Origin of the sequence: Mesorhizobium robiniae (genome assembly GCF_040545535.1) — a bacterium.
GTDB classification, from domain to species: Bacteria; Pseudomonadota; Alphaproteobacteria; order Rhizobiales; family Rhizobiaceae; genus Mesorhizobium; species Mesorhizobium robiniae.
The window spans coordinates 247,480-262,743 of record NZ_JBEPMC010000010.1 but is presented as its reverse complement, the minus strand read 5'-3'; the positions used below and the strand labels follow the sequence as shown (position 1 = coordinate 262,743).

The 15,264-nt window shown below is 61.4% G+C and carries 15 protein-coding genes; 11 read left to right on the top strand and 4 right to left on the bottom strand.

Going from position 1 to position 15,264, the window contains the following annotated elements:
* On the top strand, positions 1-1,046 hold a 1,046-nt coding region (locus ABID19_RS25960), incomplete at its 5' end, for a porin (protein ID WP_354493763.1).
* Positions 1,047-1,326: 280 nt separating this feature from the next.
* Here ABID19_RS25960 and ABID19_RS25955 read toward each other — a convergent pair.
* Positions 1,327-3,006: a tetratricopeptide repeat-containing sulfotransferase family protein gene (locus ABID19_RS25955; RefSeq protein ID WP_354493762.1), complete on the bottom strand. Its 1,680-nt coding sequence runs from the start codon at positions 3,004-3,006 to the stop codon at positions 1,327-1,329.
* Positions 3,007-3,144: 138 nt separating this feature from the next.
* Here ABID19_RS25955 and ABID19_RS25950 point away from each other — a divergent pair, with 138 nt between their 5' ends.
* A complete protein-coding gene (locus ABID19_RS25950) occupies positions 3,145-4,257 on the top strand; it encodes a pyridoxal phosphate-dependent aminotransferase (protein WP_354493761.1) in 1,113 nt (370 codons plus the stop codon).
* Positions 4,258-4,266: 9 nt separating this feature from the next.
* Here the strand turns inward: ABID19_RS25950 and ABID19_RS25945 are convergent, their stop codons facing one another.
* Positions 4,267-4,800, bottom strand: coding sequence for a MarR family winged helix-turn-helix transcriptional regulator (locus ABID19_RS25945; RefSeq protein WP_354493760.1), 534 nt, complete (start codon positions 4,798-4,800; stop codon positions 4,267-4,269).
* A 150-nt stretch (positions 4,801-4,950) separates the two neighbouring features.
* On the opposite strand from ABID19_RS25945, the gene ABID19_RS25940 reads away from it, so the two are divergent.
* The 8 genes from ABID19_RS25940 to ABID19_RS25905 all read left to right on the top strand — a co-directional run bounded on the left by ABID19_RS25940 (position 4,951) and on the right by ABID19_RS25905 (position 12,342).
* Positions 4,951-5,613 (top strand): TetR/AcrR family transcriptional regulator, encoded by a 663-nt coding sequence (locus ABID19_RS25940; RefSeq protein WP_354493759.1) that lies wholly within the window; start codon positions 4,951-4,953, stop codon positions 5,611-5,613.
* A 63-nt stretch (positions 5,614-5,676) separates the two neighbouring features.
* Entirely contained in the window at positions 5,677-6,840 is a 1,164-nt protein-coding gene (locus ABID19_RS25935) for an isovaleryl-CoA dehydrogenase (protein ID WP_354493758.1), read from the top strand.
* 82 nt (positions 6,841-6,922) lie between these two features.
* A complete protein-coding gene (locus ABID19_RS25930; RefSeq protein ID WP_354493757.1) occupies positions 6,923-7,315 on the top strand; it encodes an AbrB/MazE/SpoVT family DNA-binding domain-containing protein in 393 nt (130 codons plus the stop codon).
* Positions 7,312-7,695 carry a type II toxin-antitoxin system VapC family toxin gene (locus tag ABID19_RS25925; protein WP_354493756.1) on the top strand — a complete coding sequence of 128 codons (384 nt, stop codon included), beginning with the start codon at positions 7,312-7,314 and terminating at the stop codon, positions 7,693-7,695. The genes ABID19_RS25930 and ABID19_RS25925 overlap by 4 nt, the downstream gene beginning before the upstream one ends.
* 4 nt (positions 7,696-7,699) lie before the next feature.
* On the top strand, positions 7,700-9,307 hold the full coding sequence (locus ABID19_RS25920) for a carboxyl transferase domain-containing protein (protein ID WP_354493755.1): 1,608 nt from the start codon (positions 7,700-7,702) through the stop codon (positions 9,305-9,307).
* A 1-nt stretch (position 9,308) separates the two neighbouring features.
* Positions 9,309-9,851, top strand: coding sequence for an O-acetyl-ADP-ribose deacetylase (locus tag ABID19_RS25915; RefSeq protein ID WP_354493754.1), 543 nt, complete (start codon positions 9,309-9,311; stop codon positions 9,849-9,851).
* A gap of 54 nt (positions 9,852-9,905) precedes the next feature.
* Positions 9,906-10,328 carry a hypothetical protein gene (locus ABID19_RS25910; RefSeq protein ID WP_435528772.1) on the top strand — a complete coding sequence of 141 codons (423 nt, stop codon included), beginning with the start codon at positions 9,906-9,908 and terminating at the stop codon, positions 10,326-10,328.
* Positions 10,329-10,374: 46 nt separating this feature from the next.
* Positions 10,375-12,342 carry an acetyl/propionyl/methylcrotonyl-CoA carboxylase subunit alpha gene (locus ABID19_RS25905; RefSeq protein WP_354493753.1) on the top strand — a complete coding sequence of 656 codons (1,968 nt, stop codon included), beginning with the start codon at positions 10,375-10,377 and terminating at the stop codon, positions 12,340-12,342.
* A gap of 218 nt (positions 12,343-12,560) precedes the next feature.
* Here ABID19_RS25905 and ABID19_RS25900 read toward each other — a convergent pair whose 3' ends face one another.
* Both ABID19_RS25900 and ABID19_RS25895 read right to left on the bottom strand, forming a co-directional pair.
* Positions 12,561-13,682: an ABC transporter substrate-binding protein gene (locus ABID19_RS25900; protein WP_354493752.1), complete on the bottom strand. Its 1,122-nt coding sequence runs from the start codon at positions 13,680-13,682 to the stop codon at positions 12,561-12,563.
* 458 nt (positions 13,683-14,140) lie between these two features.
* Entirely contained in the window at positions 14,141-14,407 is a 267-nt protein-coding gene (locus tag ABID19_RS25895; RefSeq protein WP_354493751.1) for an SEL1-like repeat protein, read from the bottom strand.
* 468 nt (positions 14,408-14,875) lie between these two features.
* Here ABID19_RS25895 and ABID19_RS25890 point away from each other — a divergent pair, with 468 nt between their 5' ends.
* Complete coding sequence (locus ABID19_RS25890) at positions 14,876-15,220, top strand: DUF2147 domain-containing protein (protein ID WP_354493750.1); 345 nt, start codon at positions 14,876-14,878, stop codon at positions 15,218-15,220.
* Positions 15,221-15,264: the final 44 nt, after the last annotated feature.

Here is a 15,264-nt window from a genome sequence, read left to right as displayed (position 1 = left end):
CGGAACCCGCTGAATACGTCCGGATCTGCGACGTCTACGGCGCTGGCTACTTCTACATTCCCGGTACCGAAACCTGCCTGCGCATCGGCGGCTATCTCCGCTATGACATCGGCGTGGGCGATCTCGGCACGTTCAATGGCGCGCAGTCGGTCGATCGTGAGGATGGTGACCTCAACGACACCTACCGCAAGAACATGCGCTTCACGCTGAAGACCTGGACCGGCCAGGAAACCGAGCTCGGCACCTTGAAGACCTACACCGAGACCCGCTTCCAGTTCGGCAACGACAATGCCGCCGAATATATCAACGACGCCCACAACAGGGACGTGTCGCTGAACTTCGCCTGGATCCAGCTCGGCGGTCTGCGCGTCGGTAAAGACGAATCGGCCTTCGATACGTTCACCGGTTATGCCGGCAACGTCATCCAGGATACGCTGGTTCCCTACGGCGGCTTCGACACCAACGTCGTCCAGTACTACTTCGATGCCGGCAACGGCTTCTCCGCCGTCGTCTCGCTCGAAGAAGGCTACGGCCCCTTCACGATCGACAGCTATGTTCCGCATGTCGTCGGCGGCTTGAAGTGGACGCAGGGCTGGGGCGCGATCTCCGGCGTCGTTGCTTACGACAGCGCCTACGAAGAAGTCGCCGGCAAGGTTCGCCTCGACATCACGCCGATGGAGAACCTGTCGCTGTTCATCATGGGCGGCTACGGCACCGACGACAACCTCGAGGACGCCACCTGGGCAATTCCTGCTGGCGGTCGCGGCATGTACAAGCTGTGGGCCGGCAACTGGGCAGTCTGGGGCGGTGGTACCTACACCATCAACGAGAAGACCTCGTTCAACCTCCAGGCTTCGTATGACGAAGGCGAAAACCTCGGCATCGCTGCCAACATTGCTTACGACGTCGTTCCTGGCCTGACGGTCACGGCCGAAGTCGATTACCTGCGCGCCGGCGAGTTCGGCGAACCCGGCTTCTCCAACTGGACCGGTGCCGACAAGGAAGACAGCATCGGCGGCCTCCTTCGCTTCCAGCGCTCGTTCTAATCAGCAGCGTCTGACTGAACTTGAACCCGGCGGGCAACCGCCGGGTTTTTTCGTATCGGCGCGGCTGTCAAGTTGCGCGATGCATGGCGCCGCCGATACTGGCCACGGTCGTTTTCTGCTAATTTGGAGCGGAATGCAGCCGCCAATCTCCAGTGCTGGCGATTGGCCATCAGCCACTATTCCCGCGTCATCTAGGACGGAGCCAACGCGAAGCGGAGCTCAGACCCTGGGATGACGAAGGGAAGGATGCTGTTTACGCGATGCGAACCGCCGACCTCAGTCAGATCTCTGCAAGATCGCCCAGCGACTGTATCAGCGGCTGAATTTCGTTCTCATAATTTTTCCAGCGCTTGACGGACGATTTGTAGATCGGTTGACGAACCTGCCAGCGACTGGGCGTATTGACCGAACCATCCCTATCGAAAAAGCGCAGGCAGGCATCATCCCAAGGCAGCCCGAGATAATCTATGAGGCGGCGCGACTGTGCTTCCTGGTCGTCAACCAGCGTTTCGTAGCGATTCTCGAAGATAAGACCCGGAAAAACCTCGTTCCAATGCCGCATCAGGCGGTCATACTCACGATAGTACAGGCCTAGTGTTTTCAGGTCGGTGTTGTAGCTGTGCCCCTCGCTGAAGTTCAGGACAAAGCAGGAAACGCAATTGTCGATGGCGTCACGACGGCAATGAACGATGCGTGCGTTGGGAAAGAGAAGGCCGATAAGGCCGATCAGTTCGAAATTGTGCGGCGCCTTATCGACTACGCGAAGCGCGGTAGGCGCCCGCTCCCGCAAATAGGAGAGATGCTCTTGGGCCAGCGTTCTGGACAGATCTTCCGTGATCGACATGATTGGCTGGGTCAAATCTCCAGCCGATGAGGTTTTGAGGCCGATCGCATTCGCGACCCGCCTTAGTTTGGCAAGCTCCCCTGCACCATGGACACCGGGATGGCTGGCGCAGATCTGTTCCGTGAGCGTTGTTCCCGAGCGGGGCATGCCAACTACGAACACGGGCACTTCGGAAGGGTTTCCATAGCCGGCCCTAGCCGCCAAAAAATCCGGCGTGAAGGTTTCAATCATCGAGTCGATCCAGCGACGATACAAGTCGATATCGAACTTGTAGCCGGAAGCCTGTTTCGCCCTGTTGAAATGGTCGAATGCCTCATCATAACGCTTGAGGTCGTTCAGCACCTTACCGGCGGCGTGATGGAGTTGCTGCGCGCCTTCCGAACCAAGCTTCGGGTTGCCGAGCTCACGAAGGATGGATTGGAGTTCCTCGGGCTCTTCGGTGAACTTTTTCGTCTGCACAAGATCGTTGTAGGCAGCCGGTATGTCGATGCGACGTTCGATTGCTTCTTCCAGATAGGCGGCGGCTTCATCCATGCGCCCCAGGCTGCTGAGCGCGCTGGCCAGCCCGACCCGCACCTTGGGATGATTGCGGTTGATTTTCAGCGCCTTCTCGTAGAGCGGCAAAGCCATGTCGGGCTTGTCAAACGCCATGTAAGCGCGCCCCAATGCACAAAGTGCTTCGATGAGGCCGGGCTGCAGTTCCAAGGCGTACTGCATATGCTTGATTGCCGGCGAATATTCGCCGACCTTCACATAGGCCTCGCCAAGACTTAGGTGGTAGTAGGGGTTTTTAGGCTCCTCGCCGACCGCCCGTGCGAAATACTGCAACGCCATCTCATCATGGTAACCCAGGCACACGGTCCCCAGGATGTACAGGGCAAGAGGATGGTTTGGCGTGCGCGCCAGAACCCGGAGGCATAGATCCTGTGCCTCGTCGAGCCGCTTTGCCTGCTGAAAGATATATGCCTGTTTCAGCAAGGCATCGTCGGCCTGCGCCCGCGATTGAGCGTTTCCTTTCTGCAGATTCACTACAGGCTTCATCATCGGCGCCTTGGCTTGTGGCGCGGAGCCGGGCTTGAGGTGCTTGGACCAAGCAGGTGGGAGTCGATTGTTCATGATATCTCGCTAGCAAAAACAGCCGAAGGAATCCAGCATGCCGGTTGCAGCCAAGGCGGGAGCTTGCGCGGCCAACTGTGCCGCGCTAGCAAGATGCTCCCTTTTCGAACGAGCCCCCTTTTCGAACGAGCCCTCGCCATGCGCCAGCGCCCTCCCCTCACGCCAATAATCAGCGCGCTTCCCTCAACGGTGCCGTTTGTCGGCCCGGAAGCGCAGGAGCGGGACCGCGGCCGCGGGTTTCGCGCCCGCATCGGCGCCAATGAGAGCAGTTTCGGTCCCTCGCCGCGCGTCATCGCCCGCATGGCCGGCATCGCCCGCGACATGTGGATGTATTGCGACCCCGACAATCACGATTTGCAGGTGGCTGTCGCCGCGCATCTCGGCGTCAGCGCCGAAAACGTGGTTGTCGGCGAAGGTATAGACGGCTTGCTCAGCCTGGTGGCGCGCATGTATGTGGCGCCTGATGACGCGGTGGTCACCTCGCTCGGTGCCTATCCGACGTTCAATTTCCACATAGCCGGCGTCGGCGGCCGGCTGATCGCAGTTCCCTACGAGAACGACCGGGAAAGCCTGGATGGCCTATTGGCTGCAGTGCGCAAGGAAAATGCGCCGCTGGTCTACCTCTCCAACCCGGACAATCCAATGGGAAGCTGGTGGGAGGCGGCGGAGCTGATCCACTTCATCGAAGCCCTGCCGGAGACCACCATGTTGGTGCTCGACGAGGCCTATGGCGAGTTGGGGCCCGCCTCGGCGCTGCCGCCGATCGATGTGGCGCGGCCGAACGTCATCCGCATGCGCACCTTCTCGAAGGCCTACGGGCTGGCCGGCATACGCTGCGGCTATGCGGTGGCCGACGCCCAGGTGATCCGCGACTTCGAAAAAATCCGCAACCATTACGGCGTCAGCCGCATGGCGCAGATTGCCGGCGTCGAGGCGTTGGCCGATCAGAACTATCTCCAGAGTGTGGTGGCGCGGGTCGCTGCCGGCCGCCGGCGTATAGCTGAGATAGCCGAGGCGAATGGACTGAAGCCGCTGCCCTCGGCGACCAATTTCGTCACAATAGACTGCGGTCGCGACGGGTCCTTCGCGCTGAACGTGCTGCAGGCGCTTTTGTCGCGCGATGTGTTCATCCGCAAACCAATGGTGCCGGTGCTCGACCGCTGCATCCGGGTCAGCGTCGGCCTCGACCATGAGCTCGATATCTTTGCCGAGGAATTGCCCGGCGCGTTGGCGGCGGCACGGGGGAACTGAGGATCATCGCTACGCGAGCGTTTTCGGCCTTGCCGCTATCTCCCCGTCGCCGAGCAGGCACATGACCCGCTTCAAGGTGTTCGAAAGCTCGGCGGCTTCGTCGTCGGCCAGGCCGGCCGTCAGCCGGGTGAGATCGCGATCCGCCGCCGCCTGAAGTGCTGCCAGTTCGGAGTTTCCCCGCGCGGTCAGCGACAGGATGCGCTGGCGCCGATCGTTCGGATCGGTACGCAATTCGGTCAGGCCCATGGCAGCGAATTTTCTGAGGATCCGCGTGACATAGGCCGGGTCCAGCCGGAGCTCGCGGGCAATCCCGGACGCAGCCGGCCCGAGGCCGAGATGGAACGCTCGCGCAAGAAACCCTGCCTCGCCGCTCGGGTTGGCAGCGACGGCTCCCGCGCGGTGACCCAGCTCGAACAGCACCCGCGCCTCGGCTAGCGAGTAGGTGCTGTGCATCAAGTTTTCGTCGAGAAGCCCGATCAAGCTGGTGTAAAGCCTGTTGAAATGGCGGATTTCTCCGACCATGGCATTCCGCTCATCCGGCATGTCGGGTTCCGTCTCTGGAAATTCTACACCGCAGGATCATCACTGTATTATTTGACTTAGTCAACCATTTAAAGGCTGCAGTCACTTATCAGAAAGCCCTTGAATTAATTAAACGTTCGTTTTATTATTACCGCTCTCGATGAGGCGACGATGGCCCGCACGACCGGTTCCGACGGCGAAAAGACCGAGGCAGCGATCCGCGAAGCGGCGGTTAACCTGATCGCGCGTCTAGGCTACGAGGCGATGTCGATGCGCCAGCTCGCAGCGGAGGTCGGGGTCCAGGCCGCCGCGCTTTACCGCTATTTCCCGACCAAGGAAGACCTCTTGTTCACGCTGATGCGCGAACATATGGAAGGGCTGATCGGGGTGTGGAATGCGGCGCGCCCCGCCACGGCCGATCCGGCGGGGCGGCTTGCCGCCTATGTCGAAAACCACATCGCCTTCCACATCGAGCGGCGCCACGCCACCCATGTCTCCAACATGGAACTGCGCAGCCTGTCGCATGATCGCCTGACGCGGATCCTGCGCATGCGCACGGCCTATGAAAAGGAGCTGCGCGCCATCCTGCGCGACGGCGCGGAAGCCGGCGTCTTCAGCGTCGAAGACACAGGGCTGACGGCGATGGCGGTGATCCAGATGATGACCGGCGTTATCGTCTGGTTCCGACCGGGCGAGCGGCTATCGATCTCGGAGGTAACCGCCACATATCTTTCAATGACGATGCGACTGGTTGGAGCAGAGGCTCACGGCGCGAGTACGACCTACAGCACCGTGCGCGGCTTCGGCCGCGCAAAGGACGCTGTAGCACTTTGATTTTGCGCATGATCCCTCCCGGAATCGAATTCGATTTCGGGACCATGTGCCGGGAGGAACGGCATGTACACGCACACACTCAACTTCGGGCTTGACGAAGACATCGAGGCGCTGCGCGACCTGGTGCGGCGCTTCGCCCAGGAAAAGATCGCACCTATCGCCGCTGAGATCGATCGCTCGAACGAATTTCCGGCGCATCTGTGGCGCGAATTCGGAGCCCTCGGCCTGCTCGGCATCACCGCCGACCCGGATTTCGGCGGCACCGGCATGGGCTATCTCGCCCATGTGGTCGCGATGGAGGAGATTTCGCGCGCCTCGGCCTCGGTCGGCCTCTCCTACGGCGCCCATTCCAATCTCTGCGTCAACCAGATCAATCGCTGGGCGACACCGGTACAGAAGGAAAAATATTTGCCAGCGCTGTGCAGTGGCGAAAAGGTCGGCGCACTGGCAATGTCGGAAACCGGCGCCGGCTCCGATGTCGTGTCGCTCAAGCTGCGTGCCGAAAAGCGCAACGACCGCTATGTGCTCAACGGCACGAAGATGTGGATCACCAATGGCCCGGACGCCGAGACGCTGGTCGTCTATGCCAAGACCGATCCGGAGCTCCATTCGCGTGGGATCACCGCCTTCATCGTCGAGAAATCGATGGCCGGCTTTTCCGTCGCGCAAAAGCTCGACAAGCTCGGCATGCGCGGCTCGAATACCGGCGAGTTGGTTTTTTCGAATGTCGAGGTGCCGTTCGACAATGTGCTGCACGAGGAAGGGCGCGGCGTCGAAGTGCTGATGTCGGGCCTCGACTACGAGCGCACCGTGCTCGCCGGCGGCCCGATCGGGCTGATGGCGGCATGCCTCGATGTGGCGGTGCCTTATGTGCATGAACGCAAGCAGTTCGGCCAGCCGATCGGCGAGTTCCAGCTGGTGCAAGGCAAGCTCGCCGATATGTACACGACGATGAACGCCGCGCGCGCCTACGTCTATGCTGTCGCCGCCGCCTGCGACCGCGGTCAGGCGAGCCGCAAGGACGCCGCCGCTTGCGTGCTGTTCGCCGCCGAAAAGGCGACGCAGATGGCCCTCGATGCCATCCAGCTGCTGGGCGGCAACGGCTACATCAACGATTATCCGACCGGTCGGCTTTTGCGCGACGCCAAGCTCTACGAAATCGGCGCCGGCACCAGCGAAATCCGCCGCTGGCTGATCGGTCGCGAAATCATGGCGGAGGGAGTTTAATGGCGCTTTCTTGGTATTTGCCATACAGACGACGTCGTGCCATATTTCTATAATGTGCCACACTCCTGGAACGAGGCAAGCCATGGCAAGCGAAACGGAAAAGGCAGGGTTGGGCGAAAATCAGCAAAAACAATTCGAGGCCGGAGCTCGGAAAACTCCGCTCCGGGTTCCAGCCAAACGAGAGCGCATCAAACTTGGCGAGGGCGGACGCTTCGTCATCCCGGCTGCGATGCGCGAGGAAATGGGCGTGAGGCCTGGTGAAGACTTGATCCTTCATGTCGAGAACGGCGAGCTGCGGGTAAGGTCGTGGCTTCGGAACCTTCGGCGCGTCCAGGCGGATTTGTCGGCGCTGAAAAAGCCTGAAGAAAGTGTCGTCGACGAATTTCTCAAGGAGCGGCGGGAAGAACAGCGCCGAAGCGATAAGCGTTTGGACCGGCTTCATGCCGAAGGAACGGCGAGGAAGGAAGCGAAGTGAAACCCTACGTCATGGACAGCTCGGCGGCGCTTGCGATCCTGCTCAACGAGACAGGCACCGATATCGCCTTGGGTTTTGCGCCGGATGCGCAATGCAGCTCGGTCAATGCGGCCGAAATCATCGCCAAACTGATCGACAGGGGACGCAGCATGGAGGAGGCCGCCGACGACCTTGCGAGCCTCGGCATGCCGGTCACCGTTTTCGACGAAGCGATGGGCATCGCCGCCGGTCAGCTTCGCGAACTGACGCGGCATCGCGGTTTATCGCTGGGCGACCGGGCCTGCCTCGCACTGGCAATTCGCGAGAACGCCATTGCCGTCACCGCTGATCGCGATTGGGGCGATCTGGACGTAGGCTGCAAGATCGAATTGATCCGGTAACATCATGACCACCCTCACCTCGCAGATCTCGCCCGCCTCGGACACCTTCCACGCCAATGCCGAGCGTATGCGGGCGCTGGTCGCCGACATTGCGGAGAAGGCTGCCACCGTCGAGCGTGGCGGCTCGGAGGAAGCTCGTGAGCGCCACCAGAGCCGCGGCAAGCTCTTGCCGCGCGAGCGCCTGGCGCAACTGCTCGACACCGGCTCGCCATTTCTCGAGATCGGCCAGTTCGCGGCGTGGTCGATGTACGGCGAGGACATCTCATCGGCCGGCCTCATCGCCGGCATCGGCCGCGTCGAAGGCACCGAAGTCATGGTCGTCGTCAACGACGCCACGGTGAAGGGCGGTACCTATTATCCGCTGACGGTCAAGAAGCATCTGCGCGCCCAGGAGATCGCGCTGCAGAACAAACTGCCTTGCGTCTATCTGGTCGACAGCGGCGGCGCCAACCTGCCCAACCAGGACGAGGTGTTTCCGGACCGCGACCATTTCGGCCGTATCTTCTACAACCAGGCCAATATGTCGGCTGCAGGCATTCCGCAGATCGCTTGCGTCATGGGTTCGTGCACGGCGGGTGGCGCCTATGTGCCGGCGATGTCGGACGAGACGATCATGGTGCGCAACCAGGCGACCATCTTCCTCGGCGGCCCGCCACTGGTGAAAGCGGCCACGGGCGAGGATGTCAGCGCCGAGGATCTGGGCGGCGCCGATGTGCACACGCGGCTTTCCGGCGTTGCCGACCACTATGCGCTGGATGACGAGCATGCGCTGGCAATCGCACGGCGCATCGTCAAGAACCTGAATCGAAAGAAGGACATCGGGCTAGCACTTCGCGATCCGATTCCGCCGCTTCATGATCCGCATGAGCTCTACGGCGTCGTGCCGACGGATTTGCGCCAGCCCTATGACGTGCGCGAAGTGATCGCGCGCATCGTCGACGGCTCCGAGTTCGAGGAGTTCAAGCAGAATTACGGCACCACGCTGGTCACCGGCTTTGCCCATCTTCAGGGCATGCCGGTCGGCATCATCGCCAACAACGGCGTGTTGTTTTCGGAAAGCGCGCTGAAGGGCGCGCATTTCATCGAACTGTGCTGCCAGCGCAAGATCCCGCTGATCTTCCTGCAGAACATCACCGGCTTCATGGTGGGACGAAAATACGAGGCCGGCGGCATTGCCAAGGATGGCGCCAAGCTGGTGATGGCTGTCGCCACGGCCCGTGTGCCGAAGGTGACCATGATCATCGGCGGCTCGTTCGGCGCAGGCAACTACGGCATGTGCGGACGCGCCTATTCGCCACGCTTCCTGTGGATGTGGCCGAACGCCCGCATTTCGGTGATGGGCGGCGAACAGGCGGCGACCGTGCTCGCCGTCGTCAAGCGCGAGGGGATCGAACGCAAGGGCGGAGAATGGAGCGCGGAGGAGGAAGCAAAATTCAAGAAGCCGATCTTGATGAAATACGAGCATGAGGGCCATCCGCTCTATTCCTCCGCCCGGCTGTGGGACGACGGCATCATCGACCCGGCCAAGACGCGCGAGGTGCTGGCGCTCAGCCTTTCAGCCGCGCTGAACGCCGGGATCGAGGAAACAAAGTTCGGCGTGTTCAGGATGTGAAATGAGCGAGATTAACCACAGAATTCGCGTTCATACCGGCGACGTCACCAAGCTAGCGGTCGATGCCATCGTCAACGCCGCCAACACCTCGCTCTTGGGCGGCGGTGGCGTCGACGGCGCCATTCACCGGGCGGCCGGCCCCGAGCTCGAATTCGAATGCCGGATGCTGAATGGCTGCAAGGTCGGCGACGCAAAACTTACCAGGGGTTACAGGCTGCCGGCACGCTTCATCATCCACACGGTCGGGCCGGTCTGGCAAGGCGGCGGCAAAGGCGAGGCCGAGTTGTTGGCCTCCTGCTATCGCCGGTCGCTCGAGCTTGCCGCAGCCAACGGTTGCCGGACAGTGGCATTTCCGGCGATCTCGACCGGTGTATACCGATATCCAAAGGAGCAGGCGACGCAGATCGCCGTTGACACCGTGAGTGCCTTCATCGGCCAGAAAGCGGTTCCGGAAACTGTCATTTTCTGCTGCTTCGACCAACAGACGGCGGAACTGTACCAGCAGGCGTTGCTGCGTCTGGCGGAGCGTGACCTGCACCGATGAGAAATCCCGTCCCTCAGACTTATTTTCAACCCTTGAACTGGCCGCCCGGAAAAATTGCGGCTATTGCTCGTTGCAAATACCAATGGGGATTGGGCGAAGATGAGACTAGGGCCTTTTCAGAAAACAACTGTATCTGTACTTGCAGGACTGCTTATATTCGCGGCGCCTGGGGTTGGCGCGGCGGAATCGCTGGCGGGGAGCAAGGGCGACAGCCGTTTCGCCGTCAATTTTCCGCCGGGTTCGACGGGAGACTGCCCGAAGGCCTACAGAGCCTATGTGGCGGCCAGCGGGCATTCCGCCTATGCCACGACCTTCTATTCGCGCGTGACCGATCTGTACGTCTTTTGCAGCGCGCGGCTGAACGCGCCGTCCAAGAAGGCTGCGGAAGATCTGGCACTGCGGTCCTGTCAGGACAGCGTCAAAAAATACAAGGTCAAGACCGCAAGCGGAGGCTGCGGAATCGCCGCCTCCAAGTAGACGGCCGCCTGCCAGGCCTGTCGCAAACCCTGGCTGCGGAGGCTCCATGTTCGCCAAGATCCTGATCGCCAATCGTGGTGAGATCGCCTGCCGTGTGATCCGCACGGCACGCAAACTGGGTGTGCGCACGGTCGCCGTCTATTCCGACGCCGACGCCAGGGCTTTGCATGTCGAGATGGCCGACGAGGCGGTGCATATCGGTGCCTCGCCTGTCAGCGAAAGTTATCTGCGCGGCGACAAGATCGTCGCGGCGGCTTTGGCCACGGGCGCGGAAGCCATTCATCCCGGCTACGGTTTTCTGTCGGAAAACCCTGATTTCGTCGACCAGGTGACGGCGGCGGGGCTCGTCTTCATCGGCCCGTCGGCCGCCTCGATCCGCGCCATGGGGCTGAAAGACGCGGCCAAGCGGCTGATGGAGAAGGCCGGCGTGCCGGTTGTGCCGGGCTATCACGGCGAGGCGCAAGAGATCGTGCTGCTCGCATCCAAGGCGCGCGAGATCGGTTATCCCGTCCTGATCAAGGCGCGCGCCGGTGGTGGTGGCAAGGGCATGCGGCGCGTGGAGCATCCCGACGACTTTTCCGAGGCGCTGTCGGGTGCGCGGCGCGAGGCCAAGGCCGCTTTCGGCGACGACCGCGTGCTGGTCGAGAAGTATGTCGAGAAGCCGCGCCACATCGAGGTTCAGGTGTTCGGGGATGTCTTCGGCAATGTCGTGCATCTTTACGAGCGCGACTGCTCGGCGCAGCGCCGGCACCAGAAGGTGATCGAGGAAGCCCCCGCCCCCGGCATGACGCCGGCCTTGCGCAAGGCAATGACGGAGGCGGCGGTGAAGGCCGCCAAGGCGATCAACTATTCCGGCGCCGGCACGATCGAGTTCATCGTCGATGCCTCGCAGGGCCTGAAGGCCGACCGCTTCTGGTTCATGGAAATGAACACCCGGCTGCAGGTCGAGCACCCAGTCACCGAAATGGTCACCGGCACCGATCTGGTCGAGTGGCAGTTGCGGGTGGCCTCCGGCGAAAAGCTGCCGAAGACGCAGAGCGAGATCACGCTCTCCGGCCATGCCTTCGAGGCGCGCATCTACGCCGAGGACGCGGCGAAGGGTTTTTTGCCGGCGACGGGCACGCTGCATCACCTGAAATTTCCCGATGCCGCGCCCGATGGCGCCGGCATGCGGATCGAGACCGGCGTACGGGCCGGCGATACCATCTCCCCGTTCTACGACCCGATGATCGCCAAGCTGGTCGTGCACGGCAAGGGCAGGCACGCGGCGCTCGAAGCGCTGGGCACAGCCCTTTCGCAGACCGAGATCGCCGGCTCGACCGTCAACACAGCCTTCCTCGCTGCTCTTACCGCTGACGCGGATTTTTCGGCAGGCGATGTCGATACCGGTCTGATCGGCAGGCACCAGCAAGCACTGACCGCAGTGCCGCCGCCGAGCAACGAGACCGTCGCCGCAGCCGCATTCGCGGCATCCGTCGCCGGGACCCAGGCGCCGTCCGATGACCCGTGGTCGTCGCTTGCCGGCTATGCGCATTTCCACACTGTTCCGCGGCGCACGCGGCTGCGCTACGGCGAGGACGAGATCGTCGCGCTTGTGTCGGTGCTGCGGCCGGACGGGCGCTTCCAAGTCGCACTGGGCACCCCTTATGACAGCGCCAATCCGCTTGATCTTCGCGCCACTCCTCGGCTCGCCCGTTGGCCCGGCCACGTCACCGTGTTCGAAGGCGCCGTCGGTTACAGCTTCGCGGTGCCGGACCCGCTGGCGAGAGCCGACGAAATCGCCGCCGGTTCAGACAGCCTGCGCGCGCCGATGCCCGGTCTGGTCAAGCTGGTGCGCGCGGCGAGAGGCGATACCGTCATCAAGGGTCAGCCGCTGTTGATCCTGGAGGCGATGAAGATGGAGCACACCATCGCTGCTACCCATGACGGGGTAATCGCCGAAATCGCGGCCGAAGGCACGCAGGTCACAGACGGGACGGTGCTGGTTCGCTTTGCTGAGGAAGCCCAAGGCTGACCGCTGGTTCCTTATCCATAGGCGTTGTTGACGACACGTGCCACAAACGGATGCCCAAATGAAAATGGCCGGGTCAGACCCGGCCATCTCCGATTGTCGCTAGGCGACGCTAGAGCGGTTCATCGTTTCACGGAAACGCCGAACCGCTCTATCTCTTTGTTTTTGCGCAATTCCGGACGGAAAACCGTTTCACACTTTTCCTGGAATTGCTCTAGCCATCACGGCTGGATCGGCGCGTATTTGCCGTCGTGCCACTGGTTGATGTCGTAGCTGGCGTTTTTGAGGTCGCCCTTTTCATCGAAAGTGACCGGGCCGACGACGGTGCTGATCGGCTCGCCGTTCTTCAACGCCTCGGCAACCTTGGCCGGATCGTCGCTGCCGGCGCGCTTGACGCCTTCGGCGAAGGCCTGGATCACGGCATAGGAGAACAGCGTGAACCCCTCGGGCACGAAGCCACCCGCCTTGATCTTTTCGATGGCTTCCTTGGCTTCGGGCTTCGCCTGCGGATCCGACGGGAAGACAAACATGGTGCCTTCGCCGGCGGGGCCGGCAACCTGCCAGAATTCCGGCGAAGCGATCGAGTCCGGCATGATCAGCTGGAACTTGACACTCTGCTCCGCCGATTGGCGCAGGATGAGGCCGGCTTCGGGGTGGTAGCCGCCGAAATAGACCACATCGGCTTTCAGCTCCTTGAGCTTGGTGACAAGCGCGGAGTAGTCCTTTTCGCCGGCATTGATGCCCTCGTAGAGGATCTCGTTGAGGCCGTTCTGGTTCATCGTTGCCTTGACGGCATCAGCCACGCCCTGACCGTAGGCGCTCTTGTCGTGCATGATGACGACGTTCTTGCCGGCATATTTCTTGGCGATCCATGGACCAATGAAAGCGCCCTGCGCATCGTCGCGCGTATAGAGGCGCATGATTGTCGGCCAGCCAGCCTTCGCCGCTGCGTCGGTCAGCACCGGGTTCGACGAAGCCGGGCTCATCATAAGCGCGCCGGCTTCGGCGTAAACGGCGGAGGCCGGGATGCTCGAGCCCGAGCAGGCATGGCCGTCAATGAACTTGACCCCGTTGGCGACAATGCGGTTGGCGACCGAAACCGCCTGCTTCGGATCGCACTGGTCATCCTCGATGTCGAGCTTGATCTGGCGGCCATCGACGCCGCCGGCCGCGTTGATCGCGTCGGCTGCGGCTTGCGCGCCATGCTTGAACTGATCGCCAATGGTGGCAAGCTGTCCGGTCATCGGTCCGACCACCGCAAAGGTGATGTCCTCGGCGAAGGCAATCGGCGCGCTCATCATCAGGCTCAACACGGCCGCGCTCAAAATACCTATCTTTTTCATGGTGATACAACTCCTCCACTCTCGCGCAGCCGCCCCGGCCGCGCCTCTTCCAGAGTGGGCGGGAGAATTTCATTCTTCGGCAAGCCTGTCTAGGCGCATCGGCGGCACTCGATTAGGCCTGCAACGTTTCTGTTTGACTATGATCTTTCCCAAAACGGTTTCCACCTTTTGCGATCATGGCCCGAAAACGCAAAGCCGCGCCGGCCTTGTTTCGGCCGGTCGCGGCTTTGTCGATCGAAGCATCTCCGGACACTCCCGTGCCCGAAACCGCTCGCCTTCCCTGTCGTGGCGCGGTTCGGCCGTGTCCGGCCTGCCGCATTCTTGTTATTGTTGATGCGACCGTCTTGCGCGGCCTTGCTCTCGCCGGTCCGGCCATCTGTGCGGCCTTGACCTAGAGCGTCCCTGTCGGTGATCTCAGTGCGTGATGAACTTAGTGCCTGATGAAATCGAGGGCTGACTTAGTGCATCGTCATCCATTCGCGAGCTTCACGAAGCGCTCTGGCGATCTCGACCTTCGACATAGCGGCCGACAGTTCCGAGCGCAGTTCCGCGGCGCGGACCGAGCCTTTGATCGCAGCGATGTTGAACCATTTGTGGGCGGCGACGACATCGGTCTCGCAATCGCGGCCGGTCGCATACATCATGCCCAGTTCGAAAAGAATGTCGGCCTGGGCAGTTGCCCCTATGGCGCCGAAGCCGGCTTCAGGCATTTCAAAACGTGCCATTTCAATCCCCTGTTCTAGCCCCTGTCAGGCTCCCGAGAGCTGCCTTCTTCTGTCCCTTGGTATCTGTCGATAACCCTTGGGGTGGCCGCTCTTTCGATGCTTTCGAGAATGAAGCGAAGGCTTGAATCCGTCGTTAAACGGTGTGCTTAATTTGAGGAAAACAAAGCTAAAACAAGAGGTAAACGCGGGAATTCGTTAAGGATGCAAAACCAGCAATTTCGGCGGTTTGGGCTAAATTTGACGAAAATTAGCGAGGCGCAAATCAAGACTCCGCTAACCACGGGAGACAAAGCCGGCATGCCCATCGTTTCATTTCTCGCCGGCGAGACCGCTTCGAACCGCCAGAAAATCCTGAAGTCTTCCGCAGCGGCACCGCTTTTGTTTTGCTGGGAGGTGGATTAGCTTACGTTTGCGTAAAAGGCAGACCGAGGCGGAATACCCGGCCGGATGCCTGCAGGGAGGAGAAACATGTTTCGTAAAATCGGCATGGCCCTTGCGGCCTCACTGATCATGGCCGGCACGGCTTGGGCCGATCCGATCGAAGGCAACTGGAAAACGCAGGCCGGTGCGACTGCCGCCATCGCGGGCGGCGGCGGTGGATATTCCATCACGCTCAAATCGGGCAAGTTTGCCGGCAAGCGCATCGGTTCGTTCAAGGTGTCCGGCGCCAACAAATATACGGGCACCATAACCGATCCGGAAACCGACAAGACCTATTCGGGCAAGGCCTCGGTCTCGGGCGCCTCGCTCAAGATGAGCGGCTGCGTGCTCGGCGGACTGATCTGCAAGAGCCAGACCTGGCACAAGCTCTGATCGTTCCACTTGTCACAAATTGAAAAACGGGGCCGCGAAGCCCC